The organism is Paenibacillus phytohabitans, from assembly GCF_013141775.1.
Classification (GTDB): domain Bacteria; phylum Bacillota; class Bacilli; order Paenibacillales; family Paenibacillaceae; genus Paenibacillus_AQ; species Paenibacillus_AQ phytohabitans.
In genome coordinates this window covers 93,974-115,628 of the sequence record NZ_WHOB01000088.1, presented here as the reverse complement: position 1 = coordinate 115,628, position 21,655 = coordinate 93,974, and the positions used below count along the sequence as shown (strand labels likewise).

Here is a 21,655-nt window from a genome sequence, read left to right as displayed (position 1 = left end):
TATTGTATTGAGCCTACAGGGAACCTGCTAAACTCAGCAGCTGGTACAGAACCTTGGCCGCAGCTTCGCGGGTGGCCGGCAATGCAGGGTGGAAGATGAATTGTCCCTGCTGTGCTTCGCCCTGCATCAGTCCGGCATCGCTGACGGCCTGAATGCTGTCCTTGGCATAGCTGCTGAATGAAGCAGCATCGCCATAAGGTACGTTAGCTGAGCCGCTGGTGAACTTGATATCCAGCAGCTTAAGCGCTCTGGCAAGCATGACCGTGAGGTCCTGACGCGTAATCTCATCGCCCGGTCTGAAGCTTCCGTCATAGCCGGTAACGAGGCCGGACTTGTAGGCTGCATTCACATCCTGCGCATACCATTCACTTCCCTTAATATCCGTGAAGGCATTCGTCCCTGGCTGCTTATCCAGGCCGATGGCCGTCACGAGCATGGAGGCGAATTGTGCGCGGGTAACGGGACTCTTCGGCGAGAATGTATCTGCTGAAGTTCCGTTCAGGATGAACCTGCCGGCCAGGGTCTGGATTTCGCTCTTCGCCCAGGAGGAACCGGTATCCTTGAAGGTAATCTGCCTTGTGGCTGCTGCATAAGTCGAGAAGCCCGGACGGCTGATCTTGACTAAGGTTGATCCATCCGTCATGGTCTTGAACTGTGCAGGCACGGGATACACAGCGTCTCCCTCTGTATAAAGTGCGCCTGCATTCGTGGCATCGATACCTTTATCCAGCAGGAAGGCCCGGTGGACGATCTGATCAGGTGCGAACGTTACCTTGGAGGAGACGCCTGCCACTGTGGAGACGGCTTCGAAGGTATAAGGCGTTCCAAGAATTGCTGCGCCCGGGTAACCGGCGGTGAATATTGCTCTGCTGTCCGTTGATGGCGCAATCGTGATGGTCAGACCGGCATTAGCGCCCAGTCCTGACAGGGCAGACAACGGTAAGGCTACGGATGCCCCCTTCCATGTGAAGGCCAGGGAACTGCCCGCAGGTGCGGACTGCAGCAGCTTCACTTGCTCAGCAGTCAGCTTCAGGCTGGCCCCCGCGCTGCTGTTCTCCGCAGCAGTTATGCTGTAGACGGCCGCTGCAGCTGCAGCATCCAGTGCCTTCTGAAGCGCGGCAGTGTCAATGGAGACCACTGTCTGATTTCCTTCCAGAGCAGCAGCACCTGTAAGACCAGCAACGGTTTGCCCTGGCTCAACTACAGCCGCCAGCTGTTCGGCAGAGGTTGCCGGACTTTGGCTTGAGGCTGGGGTTGAGGTTGGCGTTGGCGCTGGCGCTGGTGTTGGTGAAGCGGCCAATCCGCCGCCACCGCCGCCATTGCCTGATGCAGGCGTTGGTGTAGGAACAGGGCTTGCAGTAGGAACCGGCGTTGGAGTAGCCGTTCCTCCGCCGCTGCCCGGATCAGGCGTAGGCTGGGTTGGTCCGGTGATGTCTTCGTCATCTCCCACCGCATAGAACGTCATATTTACAAGCTGAACATCTGCGACATTAAATTTCTCGTCATACTGCACTGCATATATGCCGAGCTTATATTGCCCCGGCTCCAATTGCCTGATGACGTAATTTCCATACTCATCTACGGTTCCGTCCGAATAGCTGCCGTCGAGATTCTCGAAGGTCACCCGTCCTGCAGGAAGTGTAGACAGCTGCTGGGTCTCCTCGTTTAATTCATACCAGTCGGAGATCCGCCCGATGTAGCCTTCGCTCAGGCCGTTAACCTCAACAACCATGAAGTTGGTGTGATTATTGGCCAGCGTGACGGACAAGTCGGCCGGAGCAGCCGGTGAGATTCTTTTGTTCGTCAGCGCACCATCAATCAGACCGAAGTCATTATCGGCAACGCCGGTTCCCACATGGATGACAAATGGCAGATGAAGCGGAGGAAGTCCCGGACTCTGCAGCAGGATTTCTCCTTCATATACTCCGTGAGCTGCGCCCTCAGCCGCTTGAGCCGAAAGGGTGAAGGGCGTGCTGGAGCCTGGGGCGGCGGTGATTGTAGCATCTCCCTCTAGTCCGCCAAGCGTCATTTCTATGCTGCTCACATCCGGAGTGGCAACCGGATCGGAAGGATCGGATGTCACGCTTGCATGCATCACTACCGAAGCAGTATAGGTCACCGCATCATCGGAGAAGTTCTTCACCCGCAGCGGCTTGGATAGCGGCGCAGCACCCGGCTGAATGGCTCCGAAGCTTAGATTGCTGGCCTCGCTCTCCATCACGGTTGCATTCATTTGCTCGTCATAGATGGTAATCGGATCGAGGGCTTCCACTACAGCCGGTGTAAGCAGAGCGCTGGCTACATCAGCCCGGCCTGAACCCTGGGAGTACACATCGTATTGTGTACCGCCGGTGTCGGAGATCACATCCGCCGTGTTGGCCAGTGCAGCCCGGATATCGAGCGGTGTCCAGTCTGGATGGGCCTGTGTCATAAGCGCTGCCAGACCCGCGATATGCGGGGAGGCCATGCTGGTTCCGCTGGAACGGTGATAGGCCAGATCGTAGCTGGGATCTCCTTTATCGAAATAATAGGCATACTCCTGATCACCGTAGAGCGCAGCATATTCCGGCAGGGTGGAGAGGATATTCACGCCCGGCGCACTGATATCCGGCTTGATGCCGTAATTATCATCGGAATTCGGTCCGCGTGAGCTGAAGTCGGCGATGGTGTCGCCAGCCGCTACGGTCATCGGATAATCCTTGCCGAAGGTGATATGCAGCGGTTTGTCCGGGTTCGCGAGAATCTCCCGGGCCAGCGCCCGTCCCTCCATGCCCGGCATGTCGAAGGTAGGAATATGGGCATAATCATCGCCGAGGAAGGCAATCTCGCCTAACGGGCCATCGCGTCCGGGAATACTGACGGAGAGATCGGCTTCTTCAGACCCGTCCAGCGAATTGCCGTTGAAGATAATCAGAGCCTTTGCTCCCTTTTCCTTGGCAATAGCGACCTTATCTACGAATGTAAGATTGCCGCGGGAAACCACTACGACCTTATCCGTAACATCTCCGGTTTCGTTATAGTCGCTGTAATCACCAAGTCCCGCATATACAGCGTCCAGCGGTCCGGTTCCCAGCAGATCACTGAAATTCGCACCGTTATAGCTCCAGCCGAGAAGATCAGAGTACACAGTATCGGTCACCGAGTACACTTCCTCTGTCACGGTGTCCGTCAGCTGGGCGCTGAAATTGGCACTGTAGTGGATGCTGGTGCTTGTAGCGGCAGCAACGGAAATGGCTAGCTGCGAGCTGGCCGGCGAGCCCATGGAATAATAGTATTTGCCGTCACTGCCGGCATTGCCGTTCGCGATAACGGCCACGACACCGGAGAGCACGGCATTGTTCACGGCGATGGAATCCGGTGAATCCGGACCTTTCTCCAGGTCAGAGCCGAGTGACAGGTTGATGACATCCATTCCGTCCTTAACAGCATGCTCGATGCCGTCGATGACCTGGGCCGAGGTACCGGAGGTCTGATAGGTTCCGTCTTCCTTCGCGGTTGCACCCAGTACCTTATAGGCATAGAGGTCAGCCTCGTAGGCAACGCCTTTCTGGACGACCTCGGAGGTGGGATTCTCTCCCCGCCCTACAATGGTTCCGGCTACATGGGTGCCATGGCTGGTGCCTTCGAAGCCGAAGATGGCCGGAGGCTCTTCATAAGGATCATTATCCTGGTAGAAGGAATCGTAGCCGCCTTTATAGGCATTCTTCAAATCAGGGTGCTTATAATCAACCCCGGTATCAATGACGCCGACCTTCACGCCTTTGCCGGTAAAACCGCTCTGCCAGGCAGTGTCTGCCCCGATCTGGGCAAGCGGATCGATTTCGAAGCTGCTGCCGGGGCTGTTCGCAGTAGAAGGAGAATCAATCAGCGGAATAGGATAATAGGTGCTGTTCAGACTGATGGACTTGACCCCGGCCAGCTTGGCCAGCTGCGGAATCTGATTGGCGCTGACTGTAACCTCCATCCCGTTGAGTACGGTGTTGTACTGGTAGTTAACCTTCAGCGGAATACCTTTGGAGCTGGCGGTATTCTTGAAGACGGTCTGCTCCGACATGACGGACTGTTCAGCCGATTGTACGGAGAAGGAGCGTCTGGACACGCTGGCTGAGCGTTTGGCTTCGGATACGGGCTGTCCGGTCAGCTGGATGATTACACTTATTTTGGCGGAAGAAGCAGTATCAATATTCCCGTCTACAACTGCAGGAGCGGCTGTAAGAGCTTGTACCGAGCTGCCCGCTGCTGTAAGAGTAGCAGACAGTGCAGGAGAGATAAGCGGCTGTGCCGGATTGAGCAGACCGGCAAGTGCCTCTGAAGCCGGCGATGTCCCGGCTGCCCCTGCCGGACTGCCGAGCGGAGCAGCCAGCAGAAGGACGGAAGTGAAGAGCGCAACCGATTGTTTGATGAATGATTTAGCCAATGTCTGATTCCCCATTTCTATAGAAGATGTTTACTGCGGGATAGAGATGGCATCCACCGAAATATAGGTGCCGCTGGAAGCCGTATTCTTCTCCCCGGTGTGGACGACACGCAGGGTATGCTTGCCCGCAGGCAAGGCTGCCGCTTCGAAGATCACCGCCCGGAATTGCGGCACTGCGCTGTATAAGTCAACGGAAGCTACCGGCTTATCATCAATGAGAATATCTGCTATACCGCGGTTAGGTCCGGTGTACGCCAGTACCTGTACCTGTGTGCCTTCGAATTTGAACTGGGCATAGGCTTCAGGGCCGTCTGCATATTTCGCAATTCCGCCGAAATGCTTCAGGCTGAAGTTGGTTTTCCAGGCACCGCTGTAAGAGGTAGTAGCATTGTCCTCCTGAATAAGATGAGCTACTGTGAGGGCATCGACATTGATGAACGCGGTTCCGCTCTTTTTGGCATTTGAATCGGTCTTGCCCGTCCATTCAATGGTGAAGGTGTGCTGCCCGTAAGGCACGATTTTTTCATAGATTAGCTGCTTGTCCAGGGAGGTCTTGCTGAACAGTGAAGGGGATGCCGCCTTGATCCCGTCAATATAGACATTGGCGATGCCCTGCTTGTCATTCTTGGAGCCGGTCCAGCTGATATAGCTGCCTACGAAGGCGAACTCGACCTTGCCCTTCGCATTAATCTGTGTGGCAATTGTTCCGGAATAGGCGCTGCTGCTGACCTGTGCCCAAGGGCCGGTGAAGATCAGCGGGCTGCTGGTATCTTCATAGCTGCCTGCCAGGTTATCTGTGGCAACACCAAGCGTATAGCTGCCGCTGCCCTTGTAGGCATACACGTCCAGATAGTAGGTTCCGCTCTCGTTCACTGTGAAATCTATAGCTTCGGAAGAGGTACCTTTATTCTCCGAGTAAGCCAGGATATTGTCGTTAAGCTGAACGGTTGCCGCTTCAGGAGAATACAGATACAGATCGAAGTCTGTTCCTGCATCACCGGTCAGGGCCAGGCTGATATTCTCACCGGCATGGAGCTCGATGGAATAGACATCATTTACGTCCGCAGCTTCATCCAGGCGGTTAGTGATGCTGCTGCCGGCGTAAGGGGTGCCGGGAATATCATCATCTGTCAGCGCCTGATAGGCGTTGATCATGGCTCCGCTGGCTATACGGCCTGTAAGTGAGCTGAGGCGTGTGCCGCTGCTCATGATCCGCTGCTTAACGGCGAGCGGGCTGAGCGACGGCTCCTGGCTGAGCACCAGTGCGGCGACACCGGAAGCGTGGGCGGCAGCGTAGGAGGTACCCTGAGTATAGTTATAGGTATAAGTGCTGTTCGGTGCTTTTGTAATATTCTCAAGGTTAATGGCGGCAATCTTCGGATCTCTGGAAATGACCCAGTTGTAGCTGTCCTTGTCTTCATCCAGCGGATACCGTACGCCATCATAGATCGTTCCGGAAACTCCGAGTACGTTCGAATAGAAATATTCCTCCACGAAGTACAGATGCAGGACATCGCTCGTAAAGTCGGATTCTTCCATTGCATTCAAGGAATGAGATCCCGTAAGCAGGAGGTTTCCTCCAGCCTGCAGATACTCCTTCAGCCCGGCCTGATCGTTGTCCGTAATATTCTTAAGATTGTTCCTGGCTGCGGTGCCTGTGAACCAGATGACTACATCATATTGCTGCATTAGCTCTGCAGAAGGGCCGTCTCCGCCGTTCGGAGCAGTCTGCACAATGTCCACCGCTTCGTCGAATCCGGTATAATCCTCAAGCAGATCCGTGTACTTGGACAGCTTCGGGGTGCTTGGATAAGGTTCGATATTGGAGCCGTCATCCTGTACGAGCAGTATTCTCGCAGAGGCGTCATCCTTCGGCGCACCCAGATAATCCATAGCTTTGTCAAAAGCCTCCTGGCGGTAATTCTGGTCAGCATCCTCATCGTCCAGGATGTTCTCAAAAGCAATCCCGTTAAAAATAATTTTGGAGGTGCCGTCGTCAATCTGGGCGGCCAGACCTGCATTGACTACAGGTGCCGTTGTCCAGTTCAGGTCGCCAGGCGCTGCAACGTCCACCGATTCCGCGCCGATATTGGACATGGAGGCCAAATTTCCGGTATTATCCACTGCCGTAACGGAGAGGATGTTCGGGCTGTCAAAGGCAGCCGGATAAGCAGGCGTAGCATCCGTGTTCACGCTATAGTTGCCGGAAGGGGCAACTATGAGCATTTTGGAGGCATCAATCACATCTTTGAGCGCCTGGCTGTAGCTGTAGGTCTCAGCACTGATATTGGCAATCTTGGCTCCGTTCTTCTCGGCATACTGGATGGCTTCGATCAGTGCGAGCACGGTTCCGTATTCGCCTTTCATGAACTTGAGCGGCATAATCTTCACCTTGGGGGCGATGCCCGATACGCCGATGCCGTTATTCGAGGAGGCGGCGATAATCCCGGCAACGGCAGTTCCGTGCCAGTCCCCATCCACGGCATCATAGAGCTGATTCGACTGATCGATGAAGTTCCAGCCGTGAACATCGTCAATATAGCCGTTGTTGTCATCATCCTTGCCGTTATCGGCATAATCCTTCTTATTGGTCCAGATATTGTCCGCCAGATCGGGATGACCGGCAGCCATGCCCGTATCGATGACCGCGACAATCAGATCGCTGCTGCCTTGCGTAATGTTCCAGGCTTCGGTGGCCTTAATGTCGATTCCGGGTAAGCCGGGCTGATCTGTATTTGCGGGATCCTGTCCCGTGTTGAGCAGTGCCCATTGTCTGTCGAAATAGGTGTCGTCCGGAAGTGTGCCGGCCGCTGCCGGATACAGCTTGTAGTCAGGCTCAGCATAGAGGACATTGGGGTCTTTGTTCAGTTCGGTAATCAATGGACCGATGTCGGCAGAGGCAGGCACGCTTAGAGCTTCTGCATGAATGCCGGAGAGCTTAATACTGCTCTGAAGAATGCCGGAATCCAGAATGGAGCTGGAAGGTGAGGTGAATCCGGCCTTATACTTCACGATAATCGTGCTGCTGTCATAAGCAGCTTCTCCGGCAGGAATTGCTTTCGTTTCTGCTCCGGCAGCTGAGCTGCCGGCAGACGGCTTGATCTGTACCACCTTTGCCTGCGGAGCCGTGTCTGCGGACCATTCGCTTTTGCGCGTTTTGCCTGAGGGCTCCTGGGCAGCGAAGGCGTTGCCGAGCGGGCCAATCAAGAGTGATGTGAAGGCCATGATCATAACAGACTTGCTTAACCATTCTTTTCTCAAGTTTTTACCCTCCTGATTGAACAAGAAATGTACTTCTGCTGGAGATTTGGATTTCCTGAGTCAACATATATGACATGTGATATATGATAGTAGGCTGACCTTACTGTGATCTTACAGAAATGATCCGTAAGGCCGATGAAAGCGTCTTTAATTGCTCTGTAAGAGGGGAATATTCATAATTTTAAAAAATAAATAGAGTAGTGAGGTATAATGATGTCAATCTTTCTAACGTTAGATAGATTGCGTTATGCACCTGAAGGGTTACTGGGGAATGATGTCAAAATATGCGATGCAGCGAGGTGGAAACTGATTGAACATACATGAGAACAATAGCAGGATCAGCATACCGGACAGTCCGTTTTATATCCCCCGTCCCCGTCTGTATGAGCTTCTGGACCGTAACCGTCAGGTGAAGCTGATCACGGTGGTTGCGGAACCGGGTTATGGCAAAACGGCTTTGCTCTCCAGTTATATGCTGGACAGGGGCTTGCCGGCCGTCTGGTACCAGCTGCATGACAGCGACAGTTCCGCCGGAATCTTCATTTCTCATTTGCTGGCTGCACTTGGCAAACAGCTGAAGCAGCGGCTTGACAGCCACCGTCTGCCCAAGTTTATTCATGCGGGCACGGAAGAGCTGCTGCATATGCTCTCTAATTGGCCGGAAGAGCTGTACATCATTCTCGATCATGCCCATGTCATCCATCCGGTTCAGGAAATCCTTGAGCTGCTGGAGAGACTGCTTAACGAAACTCCGCCGGGGATCCGCTTTGTTCTGATCGGACAGCTGCTGCCGTCCCTGCCTTATGCTTCCTATAAATTACGCCGGAATTACTTCAATATCAGCAAGTCGGAGCTGGCCTTTACACAGGAGGAGATCACTGCATTCTTTCTGGATATGCCATCCGCACCGCTGGAAGCCCGGGAGATTGAATATATCCTTCATACCACCGAAGGCTGGCCGGCCAGCCTGGAGCTGATCCGTGATGCGGTCCAAGGCAAATCGGTAGAGGAACGTGACCGCATTCTGCCTAAGCTGTCCAGAATTCCGCATCTTTACGATTATATGGACAGGGAAGTGCTGAATTTGCAGACCCCGGCGCTGCGGACCTTTCTGCTCAAGACCAGTATCATGAGAGAGCTGGACCCGTCCGTCATCCGGCAGTATCTGGACCTGGCGGATGAAGAGGTCCCGGCGCTCCTGATCAAGCGGTTCACCTTCAGCGTTAATCCGAATGAACAGACCTTCCGGTATCATAAATTATTCCGTTCTTTCCTGCTCGAGCGCCACCGCACAGAAAACAGCCGCAGCGGGATTAATCAGGATCATTTGAAGCTGAGCGGCATCTATGAGGAGAAGCATCAATTTTTCCCGGCCTTTGCCCATTCCATCCTGGGGAGGGATTTCGTGAATGCCGGCAGACTGATGCGGGTGCTTCAGGTCCGCTATCAGCCTCAGGAATTCATGGTGCTGCTGCAGAGCTGGCTGGAGGAATTTTTTGACCACCATTATATCGAATCCTCCATCTTTCTGTACCGCTGCATCCCGTTGTATGTTCTGCATCAACTGATCGGGCAGCTGGAGCAGAACCTGGCCAGCCTGGATGAACGGCAGCAGCTGATGTGGGCCGCTCTGATCCGCCAGCAATTGGCCGGTATCTATAAGCTGACGGGAGACCTCGGACGAGCCAAGGCACTGTCGGAAGCTGCACTGCAGACTTTCGAACAGGTGGAGGATCCGCCGATGATCATGCTCAGCCTTAATTTTCAGGCGGATTTGCTGCTGAATCTGGGGCAGACCGCAGAGGCTAAGGCCTGTGCGCAGCGCTGCCTGTTCCTGGCAGAATCGGAAGGGGATCTGCAATTCCTTCCCTATGCATTAAGCGGAATAGCAGACACACTCATTGAAGACGGGGCACCTGAAGCTGTTGAATATCTGGAGAAAGCCCTGGAGCGCAGTCCGGGCAATGATGATGCACTCCAGTTCTTCCTCTTCTGTAGCAGATGCAAGCTCTACAATCTCGTCCACGATGTCCCGCAGGCTATTGAATGGGCGCAGCAAACGGTCCGGCTTGCCGAGAATTTCGGATTTGACCGTGATGTCGGCTTGTCCAATATCTATCTGGCCAGAGCCTATGTGAGTGCAGGCCGTCTGCAGGAAGCCGGACCCTGCCTCGAAATCGCCTATCAGGTGCTGCATTCGTTCAAATTCCTGTTCGCGCATGTACTCGCTGCGCAGTATGCCCTGCTGCTGAAGCAGCAGGCGACCGGGGCGGCAGATGTGAAGTGGCTGGAGCTGAATGAAGTCTGTGAGAAGAACGGCTATCCCTTCATTGCTGACCGCTATAAGCAGGAGCAGCGGGGTGGAACTGCAATATTAATGGAAGCGGAGGCCGCACCGCTGCTGCAGATCGGAGTGCTCGGTCCGCTCAGTATCAGCTTCAATGATCAGCCCATTGTGGTACGGCGCAAAGCCAGCTTAAGACTGCTGCTCTTCCTGATCGTGAACCATAAGGGAAGAACGCCGCAGGATATCATCATCGAAGAGCTGTTTCAGAATAAATCACTCGGCTCTGCGCAGAATCAGCTCTATGTGGCATTGTCTGTACTCAGAAGCACGCTGGAGCCGGGAGGCAATCCGGGCCGGAATTCGCGTTATATCAAGAATGTCGATGGCTTGTATTCTCTGAATACCAGTCTCATAGATCTGGATCTGGCTGCCTTCCTGGAGGTTAAGCTGGAGACCGGGAATATGGAGGAGCTGATCCGGGCGGAGCAGCTGTACCGAGGGGATCTGCTGGAGGAATACAGATACGAGTCTTTTATTGAAGGGGAACGTGAGCGCATCGCGATCAAATATATGCAAATTCTGAACAGGCTGGCCGAGTACTTCGCCGCTCAAGGCGATTACTACCGGAGTATGGAGTATTATGAGAAACTATGTATGAAAGATCCGTATAATCTGAAAACCTTTCAGGCGTATTTCAAAATGCTGCAGCACTTCAACCTGCACACCTACGCTGCGAAGGTAGCTGAACGAATGAAGCAAATGCCCCAGGAGTGGGCGGAATGAAAGAGAGGGAGGTTCAGAGGGTAACATTCAATGGAAGCTGAATTTGTGGTAAGCTGACTCTAAGATATTCTAGCGAACAGGCAGCGGATGGAGGGACAGTTGTTGAAAGTACGAGGCTTGAACGGATTCAAAGTTAAGACAGTGCTAATGATGATGATGCTTGTGCTGCTGCTCACGGGCTGCGCGCAGGGAACGGCCCATATGACGGTGAAGAAGAACGGTTCTCTCGATCTGGCCTTCAGCCTGCTGCTGGATTCCCGGGCGGAGAAGCTGGTCAGCGGTAAAATAGAGGAGCTCCTGACCACGCGGCTTGCGGCCGCAGGGATTGAGCTGAACAAAACGGCAAGCGGTAAATCTACAGAATATCAGTTTCGGAAATCCTATGCCTCGATCGAGGAGCTGCAGTCCAGCGGCAGTAGTCTCGATATTGTGGAGGCGGAGGTCGGGCAGACAAACAGGTGGCTGTATACCCGGTACGATGTAGTGGCCCAGCCTAAGCTGAACGCCTATTCGGATGAAATTATTGATGGCATCGGCAGCTTAAGCGTGCCTAAATCCCTTGTGCGGCTGCTGATGGGTACCTTCTCCGTTGATTTCAAATTAACGATTCCCTATGATCTGTACGGACCTAATAATGCGGCGGAACAAGACGGCAATACCTTAACCTGGCATATTTCACTTGCGGATTCCGAGCCGCTGCGTCTGGCTGTATACGTGCCGGATATCCGGAATATTGCCATCGCTGGCGGCGGCCTCCTGCTGATTCTGGCCGTACTTATAACGTTCTTTATCCGCTCAAGAAAATCACGCAAGCTCAAATCCGCGCCTGAGGACCCTACGCTTAATAATCATCGGGCACAGCCTTAGGCTTCGAGCTGAAGTTGTCGCGGTACTGGCCGGGTGTCATCCCCTCCTGCTTGCGGAACGAGCGGATGAAGTTCTGCGAGTTGTTGTATCTGAGGCGTGAGGCGATATCCTTCACCGGCATATCGGTTTCCTCCAGCCATTTCTTGGCCATTTTGAAGCGGTACATTGTAAGGTAGTCACTGAAGTAATACTGGGTCTCCTTACGGAACACACTGCTGATATAGTTGGCGTTATAATGCAGCCGGGAAGCACATTCCTCCAGCGTCAGATCCTTGTCATACTCATGCTGGACGATGTCGATCAGCTTCTCGGAGATGTTATGATACTGGGCATTCTGCCTGCTGTGGAAGATGACGATGACCGGCTGGATGACGATGGTCCAGAACCAGTCTTCAATCTCCGCAACAATATGCAGATCGGTCAGCTCTTCGAACAATGAACCGTTGGCATGATAGATCTGATTCAGCGTAATCCCCGATTCCTGCATCATAATGAGCGTATTGTTCAGCAGCCGTGTCAGCGGAATCTGGTATTCCTGCGGTGAGAGCCCTAGCGCAAAAATACACTTGAACAGCTTATGCAGCAGTTCCTTCGCTTTGTCGCTGTCAGCCAGCTTGATGGCATCCATCAGGTCATTTTCGGTATGGGTAGGGTAGTTCAGATTGAGATAATGCTTGCCGGAGTTAATGTTCTCGTACTGGATGATGATGCCTTTGCCGAGCGTGATCCGGTGCTTCAAGGCTTCCAGGCCTTCCCTGTAGGCAATGGACATTTTATCAAAAGAGTGGAACGGCAGACTAAGCCCGATGCTGACCTGCAGCTTCAGGTAATTATTAATCTCCTGCTGCAGCTTCTCCGTCAAGGCATAGAGCGTACGGTGAAAAGATTCCGTATTGCCGTCACTGCTGCCAATTACGGTCGCCAGGGCATGCCCCATCATCACAGGGGTCAGCCTGTTATCCGCCGATACCAATTCCTCAATCATATTATGCGCCGCGAATAACAGCAGATTGAGATCCTTTTTCTCATAGCTGCTCTCCTCGGAGAAGTCGATGCTCAGCGTAATGACAGCCATTGTCTTCCATTCCTCCACCTGCTTGCGGTACCCGTATTGCTCCAGTTCCTCCAGCAGCTCACGTTTCCTCAGATTGCCCTGAAAGGCCTGAATCAGGAAGAAGGTCCGCACCTGCCCGATGTGCTGGCTGACCTCTTTCTCCAGCTGTGATTTGGATTGGAACAGGGAATGCACCTGCTCGCCGATGAGCTGGAATTCATCCGTATGCCTGGCCCGCAGGCCGGGGCGGCGTTGCCCCATCTGATTAAGCAGCCGTTCGATCGGAGTGTACATACGCCGGGAGCCCAGCCACGCCAGCAGTACAGACAGCAGCAGCATGAACGTACAGACAAATACCGTATAGGTGCCGATTTTGCCGGATTCGCGGGTCAGACTCTCAATGGAAGTTACCGACAGGTAGATCCAGCCGTTAAGCTGGGAGCGCATATAGGTTATGGAATAATCTTCTTTGTTGATTTCGGTCTTGAATTGCCCTGAGGGCTCGGCTGCTGCGGCAATCCGCTGGAAGCCCGTGAATCCCCCTGCTTCGGCGGGCTGGCCGATCAGGGTACGGTCAGGATGGAGCAGAATCCGTCCGGATTCGTCCAGCATAATAATGCTGTCCAGCGGCTGCACATCGGAGTTGATGAAGTCCTGGAGACTGCAGGCGGGAATATTGGCCATAGCGAGCCCGTATTTCTGGAGCTTGGTGGTTGGGAGCTTCTTAATCAGGCTGATGCTGTAATTGCACCCGGTAACGTTAATACTCTCTTCGCTGTAGAACAGGGAGGAGGGATTCAGCACCCAGGACGATGTGCCTTGAATATTCATCAGGTTCGTGAGCTGCTCGTAATTCTGGTATTCATTCAGGCGGTAGAGCCCGGAATTCTTGATCATCCAGTTCTGCCGCTGATTTAATAGAATGACATCCTCCAGCTTCGTATCGAAAGATTGCATGTTGCGGATTTCGTTTCTTATGTCATTATATAAAATGAAATCGGTTACATTTAGCGGATTATTGAGCGCTTTTTTCAGCACAGATGAGTTCACTACCTGGTTCAAGGTCTGGTTGACAGTGGTAAGCTTATGTTCTACATTTGAGGTAATTTGTAAAATAAGTTCCATTTTGCTTTCGTTAACATTTTTTTGAATTTCTTTGGAGGATGTGAAATAAGAGAAAGAACCAATGAACAGCACCGGCAGGATGCTGATTGCAAACGCGAACATCGTTAATTTACTTAGAAAGCTTAAGGATTTCACTAGATTCAGCACCTTTGTATGAGTAGTCGTAATCACTGCTTTAAGTGTATGCATCACGAAGGATAATAACAATAATCATCTGGTGCCGCAATAATCATTTTCTCTAATAATCACTACACATGCTAAATTATTCAATAAATAGGGCCTTATTGTATATAAATATTTCGATTTTAGGAGGTTATGAAATGTTCAAAGGATTGGCAGGCAGGCAGGTGACTCTTATATGCTGCTCTATTCTACTACTCTCGTTCGGTTTATTAAGTGCTTGCAGTGAGGGGCAATCTTCCCTTTCAGATACTGCCGGAGAGAAGCCGTCCATCTCAATTCTTGCGCCGCTGCATTTCCCGCAGACCCCTTCCAAGGATCTTATCGCCGAGATTGAGAGATTGACCGGGACGCAGCTGAATATTACCTGGGTGCCGGAGGGCGTGTACACGGACAAAATGAATACGGCGCTGACCACCGGTGCCCTCGGCAAAGTTACATTTGTGAAATTCACCGATTATAATCCGGTCAAGAATATGATCCGTTCCGACGCTTTTTGGGAGATTGGACCGTACTTGGAGGAGTTCCCGAATCTGCGCCAGCTGGATGCTTCTATCCTTAAGCAGACCACGGTGGACGGGGGGATTTATGGCCTCTATACGGAAAGACCCGCTTCCAGGCAGGGGATTATTATCCGTAAGGACTGGCTGGAGCATCTGCACCTGAGCCCGCCGGGGACACTGGATGAGCTGTACGAGGTGATGAAGCAGTTCACCTATAATGATCCGGACGGGAACGGCAAAGCCGATACCCTCGGACTGGTAGACCGCAATGACCTGGTGTACGGGGTATTTAAGACGTTAAGCTCCTATTTCGGCACGCCGAATAACTGGAAGATTGAGAACAACCGGTTTATTCCGGAATTCGCCACCTCTGAATACATGGACACGATGAATTTCATGCGCAAATTATATAACGAGGGGATTATCAACCAGGATTTCGCCCTGACGAGCAAGGATGTACAGCGGGATAAGTTCATCCGCGGGACGGCAGGGATATTCATCGGGAGCATGACAGACGTGCAGCGGCTCTCGATTGAGGCCAAGGCAATTAATCCCCAGGCGGAGCTTACCCTGATTAACCGGATTAAGGGGCCGGACGGGTACAAGGTATGGTCGATTCCCAAGTACAACGGCCTGTATCTTTTCTCCAAAAAAGCCATTGCCACAGAGCAGGAACTGAAGCAGGTGCTCGGGTTCTTTGACCGTACGATGGATAAGGATGTAGCCAACCTGATGGTGTACGGATTCGAGGGCCGGCATTATCAGCTTGATGGGGAGGGGAAGGTGATCCTTCCAGAGGAAACCTCCCAGCTGCGTGTATTTGAGGTGAATCCGCTCTATTCCCTGATGATTGCAGATATCGGTAACAAGAACATTATGGAGGTAGCGCAGAAGGAGCAGCTGACGGCCCTTGCCGACCAGCTGAGCCAGGATAATGAGCAGTTCCTGGTCGATGACCCGGCAGTACGTTTAACCTCCGCTACCTATGATGAGAAGAACGCCGAGCTGTCAGCCATTATCGTAGATGCTACCTACAATTATATTCTGGGCAATATCGATGCGGACGGGTTCGCCGGAGAGGTCGAGAAATGGCAGACCAGCGGCGGCAGTATGATCATCCAGGAATATACGGAGGCGGAGGCTAAGGCGCGGGCTAGTGAGGAATAATTGGTAAAAGTACATATTAAGCTTGTCCACCCTACTTCTAACTGGTATATTTTGTATAACGAACAAGGTATTATCAGTTATCGCAAATATGGTTAGAAAGGTGGTTATGAATTGAGGACAATGAACACGATATTATCAGAACTGGAAGATTACTTGAAAAGAGAAGCTTTGACGATAACCCAATTCGCCAGGCATTCCCAGCTTCATTCCGGGACACTCAGTAATATCGTTCATGGGCACCGGCCCATTGCGATGCAGCAGCTTGACCGGATCACCCGGGCGATGGGGCGGGAGGAAGGCTTCTTCTATGACTTGTATATCGATAATTATATTATCGAAGGTTCTTCAGATTGGCGCAGAATTGGCCCGCTGCTGCTCCGCTGTGCAGATCTGGACAAGCTGGACAGCATTCAGAGAACCGCCCGCCATATTATGGACAACCTGATGTACGCCCCCCTGTTGTTTGATACGGCGGAGGAACTGTTCACTGCCGGGAAAATGGAGGCAGCCGCCGCAATCTATGAGATTGTCGCCGAAGGCGAACGCTTCCAGCATTCGGAACGGCTGGCGCTATGCCAGTACAGGTTATTTATGATTTCAATCAGTGATGATCAAGACAAGAACCTGCGGATAGCTAACCGGTTCGAGCCCTTCGTTGAGCGGTTGGATGAAGTGGACCAGCTGGATGCACTCAAAGAGCTTGCCAATACATACCGTTCCTTGCAGCGCTGGGACAAGGTTGAGGAATTTGCCGCCAAAATGGGCCATAAGGCCAGAATTCAATATGATATGAAGTGCAGTTCAGGACGGAGAACATCCGAGCGGGTCAAACATCCCGGGAGACCCTTGTTTTTCTATATAGCGTACAGTAACCTGCTTCGCGCTAATGTGTGTGATGAGTATGGTGATTATGAGCAGGCCTTAGCCTACATCCATGCATATGCAGATCTGAGCTGGGTAAAGGAGCAGGGAGATGAGGTAGAGCATTGGAAGAACCTGTTTATAGAGTGGTCCAAAGCAAATGTTTGTTTGACCAGGCTGCTGAGCGGGGACTCTACGGTAATCGGGCAATATGCTGCTTACATCGACTCTCAGCGAGAAGAAAGACTAACCGGATTATTATATATTCTGAAGGCCGCCAATAAATATAACCTTAATGTTGACGATACCTTGCAGCAGTTTAATCAGGAAATCGAAGAGAGTGTTAATGATCTGGTCCAGGGGAGATATTCCCGGAAATTAGTGTTGGACCGGCAGGCGAATCTGTTGCTGGAACTGGCCAATTATTTTCTGGTTAAAGGGGAATATGACAGCGGCTTGGAATTTCTCTCTAAATCGGTTAAGAAGTATCAGGGGATCAATGATGAAAAGTATAAGATTCTCGGCGCATTGACCAAAATCCTCAAGCAGTCCGGTAGCAGTGCGGGATAGCAGTTGAAAGGCTACGCTTTCCGTAATGCTCTCTTTAAGTTTCATCACCAGCCCCGCCGCAGAAGCCCGCAGTGGGGCTTAACTGTGAAAAACTGTTTTTTCTTAACCGATCTGAAGCTCAGCAACAGCATATAAAACTGCAGAGCCGCTTATTTTTACACGATCCCCGTCATTTATACAATATAATGTTCCTCCGCGTTTGGAGAGTTGCCGGGCTACTAATTCGTCCTTACCAAGCCGCGCTGCCCAATAGGGGATGAAATTACAGTGAGCAGAGCCGCATACAGGGTCCTCATTCACATTCAGCTTAGGAAAAAAGCTGCGGGAAGCAAAATCATAGGTTTCGCTTCTGGCCGTGATCGAGACCCCGAGTCCATCGGGAAGCTGCCGCAGTTTAGAGAAATCAGGAGCAGCGTTAAGCACATCTTCTTCTTTTTCCAGCACGAACATTAAATCTCTGCCTAAATAAGTCTCTACCGGCTGAATGCCGAGAGCTTCAACCATTTGACTGGTTAATGTCCAAGGCTCCGGCATCCTGCTGGGGAAATCCAGCTCGTAATACTCCCCTTTTCTTAGAACAACCAGTTCACCGCTCATCGTCTGAAATTTAAAGCTTGCTGCATCAGTTTCATAAAAGTTAGCCAGGACATAAGCTGTTGCGAGAGTAGCATGGCCACAGAGTTCAATCTCATCAGCCGGAGTAAACCAGCGTAACCGGTAATGGTCCCCCTCCTTGACGGCAAAAGCTGTTTCCGAGAGATTATTCTCAGCAGCAATTTGCTGCATTGTCTCATCCGGAAGCCAGCCCTTCATAATACATACTCCCGCGGGATTACCTTCGAATAATTTCTCCGCAAATGCATCCACAACATAATATTTCATATACCCGCCTCCAAAAACTAAATTACCTATCATTTTACTGTATACTCGTATAGTTTACGACTCTGTACTATAAAAGCGATGAAGAATCTAATCCAACACGCAAGCGGCAGACGATATTCTCATCACTCCATTGTGCCGCTGTACAACTGCCCAGTCGAAGAAGTTCTTGGGTTGCTCGGGTTGCTGATTGGCGAGGGGCGTTGTTTCGTTAGTTGAAGAGGGTGAGAATGGGTGGTAAGTGCGCCAATTGCAGCTAAGTTCACTCTGTATCCACAAAATTGTTGTACGAAATACAACTTTGGTTCACAGATATCCGGGTAATCCGAAGGATTGTTGTACGAAATACAAGAATTTCCCCGCTGTGCCGCCAGTTGGAGGAGAAATGCTGCATTCTGTACAACAATTTTGAAATTCGGCCAGTTTATTGAAGGAAATGTTGTATTTGGTGCAGGATTTTTGAGTAATAATGTGTTTGCTCACCTCCCGTTCCCCTCTGCAGCTCTAATCATAACCCCGGCGCTCCTTCATCCCCGTCCTTAACACACTATTTCCAGTTCTTAATCAAGTCCCGCCCGCCGCCGCTCCCCAGCCCTGCCGATCTATTCCCAGCTCCATAGGTTCTACCCTCAGCACTCAAATCCCAGCCCCGCCGCGAGCGAAGCGGCGGGACATGCACTTTGCTTCCCCTTTCAAGGATATACATTGAAAGGGCCCACCCGTGGAGCGGCAGAAAGGGACGGAGGGAGGTTTGGAACTGTAGGAGCGATAGCGTCCGCCTTTAGGTTTGGATTTCTACCGCAAGCAGCGGTCCGAATCAAGAAATCCAAACCTAACAGCGGCCGGAAGTCCAAAGCTCACGCAGTCCCGCCCGCCGCCGCTCCCAAGTGGTTTTCCCAATGTATATCCCCCTCCCCCCATCACACGATAATCATTAACCCACACCCCCAGCCCCAGCGCGCCTTTATGAGTAAATGATTGTATTCGTAATCCTCCGTGGACTGTAATGTGAGGCTTGTAACCAATACAAGTTAAACGGAGGTCAAAAAGGAATGACGAAAAAATCCTTCACCCTGCTCCTCAGCTCGCTGCTGACACTCAGCATGCTGTCCGCATGCGGCGGCAACAACAATAATGAGGCGGCGGCAACCAAAGATCCAGGTGCAAGCACCGGAACCAACACGGCAGCGGCTACAGAGCCGGCAGCAGAACCGGAGAAGCCGACAGAGATCAAAATCATGCTCCCGCTGAACACGACAGATACTCCACCGGACACGATCAAGACGGAAGTGGAGAAATTAACGAATACGAAGCTGACTTATCAGTTTTTCCCGGCGGATACCTATGAAGAGAAGCTGAACTCCTCCTTCGCCACAGGCTCACTGCCGCAGGTTACCTATCTGAAGAATCAGACGACCTTCCTGCAGATGAAGGAAGCGATCAAGGACGGACAGTTCTGGGAGATCGGGCCGCTCCTCAGCGAATTCCCCAACCTGAACAAGCTGAAACCGGAAATCCTCAATAACACCAAGGTAGACGGCAAGCTGTATACCCTGTATATCGGCCGTCCGCTGGCCCGCCAGGGGATTATCTACCGGAAGGACTGGGCGGATAAGCTGGGACTCGCAGCACCGGCCAATACCGAGGAACTGTTCGCAATGGCTAAAGCCTTCACGGAGCAGGACCCTGACGGCAACGGTGTAAAAGACACGATCGGGGTGGTTGACCGCAATGAGCTGGTGTACGGTGCGTTCAAAACCGTCTCTTCCTGGTTCGGCACACCGAACAACTGGGCGGAGAAGGACGGCCAGCTGGCACCGGAATTCACCTTCCCGCAGTACTTTGACACTATGGATTTCTTCAAAAACCTGCGTGACGGCGGATACATGAACCAGGACTTTGCAGCAACCAGTAAAACGGATGCGGTAAATATGTTCACCAGTGGCAAAGCAGGACTATATATCGGCGGTTCCATGCAGGATATCGATTCCCTGAACAAGGACCTGATCAAGAACGTTCCGGATGCTGTGCTGGACACACACAGTATGGTGGCCGGACCTGACGGCAAGTTCGCCCAGTGGATGATTCCCGGCTATAACAACGTAGTGCTGTTCCCGAAATCAGCGGTTAAGGATGAAGCAGAGCTGAAGAAGATTCTGAAGTTCTTTGATTACATGATGACTCCTGAAGTCTCCAACCTGATGTACTGGGGGATTGAAGGAACACACTATACCGTGGAAGACGGCAAAGCCAAAGCAACAGATAATAAAGAGCTGATCGAACGTGAAGTCAAAGGATTCAAGGACAGCGTAATCGGCGAATACGAAACGAACGGCATGTACCAGAGTCTGAACGTGCTGCCGGGCCGCATTCATGCGGAAGAGCTGGTGCTGGAGAATGTGAAGGTTGGGGTCGCAGATCCTACGGCGGCGCTGGATTCGGCAACCTATACGTCCAAGGGTGTTGAGCTTCAGCAGATCATTACGGATGCCACTTATAAATACATGTATGGCCAGCTCGATAAAGCCGGTTTCGAGAAAGAAGTCGAGAGCTGGAAGAGCCGGGGCGGGGCTCAAATCATCGAAGAATACAATGCCGCGTACAAAAAATAAGCAGAACGCCGCAGCTCTGACTGCGCTCTGAACACATGAAAGAAGGCTGCTTGGCTTAGCGCTTCGGCAGCCTTTTTTTCAAATATAGAAGAATTTACAGAGAAAGGAAGAGAATCATGCAGGAAGTTACCGCCCAGCCCCGCGTAGTTCCCGAACCAAAGCCTAAGAGCTATAAGAGCAGCAGTGAGCTTAAGAAAAGGCTGTGGAGAAACAAGCTACTCTATGTGATGCTGATCCCCGGAGTGCTGTATTTCATTATCTTCAAATATTTGCCGATGTACGGACTGATTATCTCCTTCCAGGATTACAAGCCTTATCAAGGGATTTCGGGGAGCGAGTGGGTTGGAATGAAGCATTTCAGCCGGCTGTTCACCGAACCCGATTTCCTGAACATTCTGGGGAATACCCTGATTCTGTTCGGGATGAATATTCTGATTTATTTTCCGATTCCGATTATTCTCGCATTAATGCTCAATGAACTCAGAGGCACTTTCTTCAAAAGATTCTTCCAGACCCTGGTCTACCTGCCTCACTTCATGTCCTGGGTTATCGTCGTTTCGATTTCCTTCGTCATGGTGACGATGGACGGGGGGATTATCAACGAACTGCTGGCCTACTTCGGATTCTCCAAAATCAATTTCCTGCTGAGTCCCGGCTGGTTCAGACCGATGTACATCATTCAGGTCATCTGGCGGGAAGCGGGCTGGGGAACGATTATCTATCTGGCTTCTATCGCTGCGATCGATCCCGGGCTCTATGAAGCTTCGCGTATGGACGGAGCCGGAAGGCTCAGACAAGTCTGGCATATTACACTGCCGGCGATCCGCGGAGTTATCATTACCCTGTTTATTCTGAAAATCGGTTCCGTTCTCGATCTTGGATTCGAACACGTCTATCTGCTGCTCAATTCCATGAACCGGGAAGTTGCGGAAATTATCGATACGTATGTCTACACCGCCGGGCTGCGGCAAGGGCAGTTCAGCTATAGTACAGCCATCGGCTTCTTCAAGTCGATCGTGGGTCTGATCATGGTGATGACCGTCAACAAGGTATCCAAGAAAATAGGAGAAGAAGGCGTTTATTAAAATG

General features: G+C 51.8%; 10 protein-coding genes. 6 read left to right on the top strand and 4 right to left on the bottom strand.

Annotation, left to right across the window (positions count from 1 at the left end; genetic code table 11):
* Positions 1-13: 13 nt before the first annotated feature.
* The gene (locus GC101_RS29010) at positions 14-4,417 is read right to left on the bottom strand and encodes a S8 family serine peptidase (protein ID WP_246354566.1); all 4,404 of its coding nucleotides are present in this window, start codon (positions 4,415-4,417) and stop codon (positions 14-16) included.
* Between the two features lie 30 nt (positions 4,418-4,447).
* Complete coding sequence (locus tag GC101_RS29005; protein ID WP_171720169.1) at positions 4,448-7,678, bottom strand: S8 family serine peptidase; 3,231 nt, start codon at positions 7,676-7,678, stop codon at positions 4,448-4,450.
* Positions 7,679-7,988: 310 nt separating this feature from the next.
* Between GC101_RS29005 and GC101_RS29000 the strand changes: the two genes are divergently transcribed.
* Both GC101_RS29000 and GC101_RS28995 read left to right on the top strand, forming a co-directional pair.
* Positions 7,989-10,748 (top strand): AfsR/SARP family transcriptional regulator, encoded by a 2,760-nt coding sequence (locus GC101_RS29000; RefSeq protein WP_171720168.1) that lies wholly within the window; start codon positions 7,989-7,991, stop codon positions 10,746-10,748.
* Positions 10,749-10,847: 99 nt separating this feature from the next.
* Complete coding sequence (locus tag GC101_RS28995) at positions 10,848-11,615, top strand: hypothetical protein (protein WP_171720167.1); 768 nt, start codon at positions 10,848-10,850, stop codon at positions 11,613-11,615.
* Here GC101_RS28995 and GC101_RS28990 read toward each other — a convergent pair.
* Positions 11,590-13,929, bottom strand: a complete 2,340-nt coding sequence (locus GC101_RS28990; protein WP_171720166.1) for a helix-turn-helix domain-containing protein — start codon at positions 13,927-13,929, stop codon at positions 11,590-11,592. The two genes, GC101_RS28995 and GC101_RS28990, sit on opposite strands and share 26 nt — an antisense overlap.
* Positions 13,930-14,114: 185 nt before the next feature.
* Between GC101_RS28990 and GC101_RS28985 the strand changes: the two genes are divergently transcribed.
* Positions 14,115-15,644 carry an extracellular solute-binding protein gene (locus GC101_RS28985; protein ID WP_171720165.1) on the top strand — a complete coding sequence of 510 codons (1,530 nt, stop codon included), beginning with the start codon at positions 14,115-14,117 and terminating at the stop codon, positions 15,642-15,644.
* Between the two features lie 111 nt (positions 15,645-15,755).
* Positions 15,756-17,075, top strand: a complete 1,320-nt coding sequence (locus tag GC101_RS28980) for a helix-turn-helix domain-containing protein (protein ID WP_171720164.1) — start codon at positions 15,756-15,758, stop codon at positions 17,073-17,075.
* Positions 17,076-17,177: 102 nt separating this feature from the next.
* On the opposite strand, the gene GC101_RS28975 is transcribed toward GC101_RS28980, so the two are convergent.
* Positions 17,178-17,957: a PhzF family phenazine biosynthesis protein gene (locus GC101_RS28975; protein WP_171720163.1), complete on the bottom strand. Its 780-nt coding sequence runs from the start codon at positions 17,955-17,957 to the stop codon at positions 17,178-17,180.
* A 1,049-nt stretch (positions 17,958-19,006) separates the two neighbouring features.
* On the opposite strand from GC101_RS28975, the gene GC101_RS28970 reads away from it, so the two are divergent.
* Positions 19,007-20,566 (top strand): extracellular solute-binding protein, encoded by a 1,560-nt coding sequence (locus GC101_RS28970; RefSeq protein WP_171720162.1) that lies wholly within the window; start codon positions 19,007-19,009, stop codon positions 20,564-20,566.
* 116 nt (positions 20,567-20,682) lie between these two features.
* Positions 20,683-21,651, top strand: coding sequence for an ABC transporter permease (locus GC101_RS28965; RefSeq protein ID WP_171720161.1), 969 nt, complete (start codon positions 20,683-20,685; stop codon positions 21,649-21,651).
* Positions 21,652-21,655: the final 4 nt, after the last annotated feature.